Source organism: Desulfobaculum sp. (assembly GCF_054921475.1).
Genome location: NZ_JBUDSW010000310.1, coordinates 1 through 3,669, shown reverse-complemented (window position 1 = coordinate 3,669; position 3,669 = coordinate 1). Strand labels below are relative to the sequence as shown.

The window sequence follows — 3,669 nt, the reverse complement described above, 5'->3', positions numbered from 1 at the left end:
CGCCGACCTGCCTTTATACCCTCGACCCGCCAAAAGAATTTCATCGCCCCGCAAGGGGCGAAACGCATGTGTACAGGAGAGCTGCATCGTGTTGAGTGCCAATGAGATCAGGACGAAATTCCTGGAATATTTCGAACGCCACGGGCATACCATCGTGGAATCCGCCTCCCTCGTCCCCAAGGACGACCCGACCCTGCTGTTTACCAACGCAGGTATGGTCCCCTTCAAGAAGATTTTTCAGGGGCAGGAAAAGCGTGACTACAAGCGCGCCACCACCTCCCAGAAATGTCTGCGCGTAGGCGGCAAGCACAACGACCTCGAAAACGTGGGCCGCACCGCGCGCCACCACACGTTCTTTGAGATGCTCGGCAATTTTTCCTTTGGCGACTACTTCAAGGAAGAGGCCATCGGCTTTGCCTGGGGCTTCATCACCGAGGAACTCGGTCTGCCCAAGGACAAGCTCTACATCACCATCTACAACGATGATGACGAGGCCGCCGAGCTGTGGCAGCGCGTTGCAGGTGTTTCCCCGGACCGTATTTACCGCCTTGGCGAGAAGGATAACTTCTGGTCCATGGGCGACACCGGCCCCTGTGGTCCCTGCTCCGAAATCCACATCGATCAGGGCGAGCACATGTCCTGCGGTCCGGACTGCGGCATCGGCAAGTGCGACTGCGACCGTTTTCTGGAAATCTGGAACCTCGTGTTCATGCAGTACAACCAGCACGCCGACGGCACCCGCACCGACCTGCCCCGTCCCAGCATCGATACTGGCATGGGCCTTGAGCGCATCGCCGCCGTGTGTCAGGGCGTGTTCTCCAACTTTGATACCGACCTCTTCCAGTCCATCATCGGCTACACCGCCGAACTCACCGGCGTGAAGTACCGCCAGCAGGGTGAGGACGTGGACACCGCGCTGCGCGTCATTGCCGACCACAGCCGCGCCATCGCCTTTATGATTGCCGACGGCATCCTGCCCTCCAACGAGGGCCGTGGCTACGTGCTGCGCCGCCTCATCCGCCGCGCCCTGCGCTTCGGCAAGCTCATCGGCCAGAGCGAGGCCTTCCTGTACAAGGTCGCCCTCAAGGTCACCGACGACATGGGCGAGCAGTACAGCGAACTGCATGAGAACAAGGACTTTATGACCCGCGTGGTCCGTGAAGAGGAAGAGCGCTTCGCCCAGACCCTCGACAAGGGCCTCGTCATGCTCGAAGACGAGCTTGCCGCCCTGAAGGACGCCGGCACGACGCAGGTTTCCGGCGAGGTCGCCTTTAAGCTGTACGACACCTACGGCTTCCCCCTCGACATCGTGAACGACGTTGCCGAGAAGCAGGGCTACACGGTGGACGAGTCCGGCTTTGTCGCCCTCATGAAGGAGCAGAAGGAGCGCGCCAAGGCCGCGTGGAAAGGCTCCGGCGAAACCACCCTCGCCAGCCGCTTTCAGGCGCTGCTTGAAGAAGGCTTGCGCTCCGAGTTCGTCGGCTACGACTATCTTGCCGCCGAGTCCCGCATCGTCTCCCTCATGAACGATTCCGCCGACGCCGTGGACCAGCTGGCCGAAGGCGAGGAAGGCTACATCGTTACCACCCGTACGCCCTTCTACGGCGAGTCCGGCGGTCAGAGTGGCGACTCCGGCATGATTTCCGCCCCCGAGGGCACCGCGCTGGTGCTGGATACCCTCAAGCCCGCCGCCGAGTTGACCGTGCATCACGTCAAGGTCGACAAGGGCACCGTGCACGCCGACCAGGAAGTGCTGCTGGAAGTCACCGAAGAGGAGCGCCTTGCCGCCGCGCGCAACCACACCGCGACCCATTTGCTGCACGCCGCGCTGCGTACCGTTCTTGGCGAGCACGTTAAGCAGTCCGGTTCCCTCGTGGAGCCGAACCGCCTGCGTTTTGACTTTACCCACATCTCCGCCATGACCGAGGACGAAATCAAAGACGTGGAAGCCCTCGTCAATCGCGCCATCATGGCCGACATTTCGCTGGATGTGCAGGAGATGGACTATCAGGACGCCGTCTCCAAGGGCGCCATGGCCCTGTTTGGCGAAAAGTACACCGAGTCCGTCCGCGTGGTGGAAGTGCCCGGTGAATCCATCGAGCTGTGCGGCGGAACGCATCTGCGCAGCACCGGTCAGGCCGGGCCGTTCATGATTCTCTCCGAGACGGGCGTCGCCGCTGGCGTGCGCCGTATCGAGGCCGCCACCGGCTGGCGCGCCATGCAGCAGCTCATGGACTACCGCACCGTGACCAATGAACTCGCCGCGTCTCTCAAGGGCAAGCCCGAAGAGGTTGTGGACCGCGTTCACGCCCTGCAGAAGGAAGTCAAAAGCCTTAAAAAGGACATGGAAAAGCTGGCCGCGCAGGCCGCATCCGGCAAGGGCAGCAACCTCATGGACAGCGTCGAGGAAATCGGCGGCGTGAAGGTGCTGGCCGCCAAGGTGCCCGCCCCCAACATGGGCGCTCTGCGTAAGCTCATGGACGACGTGCGCTCCAAGCTGGACTCCGGCATCGCCGCCCTCGTGTGCGAAGCCGACGGCAAGGTCAGCCTCGCCGTCTACGTTTCCAAGGACCTGCACGACCGCTTTACCGCACCCGCCCTCATCAAGCCCGTAGCGGCTGAGATTGGCGGCTCCGGCGGTGGACGCCCCGACATGGCGCAGGCTGGCGGCAACAACCCCGCTGGCATCGACGCCGCCCTTGCAAAGGTGAAGGAACTCCTCTCCGCCTAAGCATCGGCGCAGTCGCAACAATAGCCCACCGGCCGGGCTCCCTTCAGGAGCTCGGCCGTTTCTCATCATGGCGCGCGGACGCCAAGGTTGACAGGCGGTCAGCCATATGGAAAACGCACCATGTGCAGACAGATATTACAGACGGCGCAATATTTCGCGTTGTTTTCAAAGGAGACAATTATGATGAAGCATATCGTTCTGGCAGTGCTGCTTGCCGGCCTTGTGGCCGGATGCAGTGCTACGAAGGACAGCCAAAGGGAAGAGTCCTCCATGTTACACTCCATCGAGGCGCTTCGCGACGCCGTGGAGCAGCATGACGTCAAGAAAATTCGGACCTACATCGACCTGCACCACATTGTGGAGCAGGCCGTTCGCAGCGATACGAAGCGGCGTCTGGAGGCCGGTTTGCCTTCGCCCTTTGGGCACCCTTATGAGCTGCTGCAAAAAAAAGGCACGCAGGATCACCTCGTCACCATGTGGTACACCATTATCAAGGCAGAGCTGAGGCGTGGTGAAGACACACGATACGACGAGCCCATCGACCTGTGGCCCTATTCCGTGATGACCTATCAGCGCCTGCGCGCCATGCTGGCAGAGGATCCCGAAATCCGAGAGGACGGCGGCGTGTACCATGCAACGTTTCATATTCCGGAATTCGAGGGCGTCGCTCCCGTGGATGTCGATTTTGTGATGGTCAAGTCCGGCGAGATTTGGCGGCTTTCCTCCATCGATAATATTCAGGCTGTGATTGACGTTTTTGCTACGTCGATAAACGACTAATTCGGCCATCGGCCCCTTTGGGCGAGGCAGACAACACAGGCCGGAGGCGCACAAGTGCGTCTTCGGCCTTTTTTTTGCTCCGCAGGCCAAAGGGCCGCGGGCCCTTTGGAATCCCATTTGCGCACAGGCCGGGTGCCTTAGGAGAGGGCGGTCGTCAC

At 61.2% G+C, this 3,669-nt stretch carries 2 protein-coding genes; both read left to right on the top strand.

Features of this window, described 5'->3' with window-relative positions; all coding sequences use genetic code 11:
• Positions 1-88 precede the first annotated feature (88 nt).
• Positions 89-2,731, top strand: a complete 2,643-nt coding sequence (gene alaS / locus ACY69P_RS15095) for an alanine--tRNA ligase (RefSeq protein ID WP_462328070.1) — start codon at positions 89-91, stop codon at positions 2,729-2,731.
• Between the two features lie 180 nt (positions 2,732-2,911).
• Entirely contained in the window at positions 2,912-3,511 is a 600-nt protein-coding gene (locus tag ACY69P_RS15090; RefSeq protein ID WP_462328069.1) for a hypothetical protein, read from the top strand.
• Positions 3,512-3,669 lie beyond the last annotated feature (158 nt).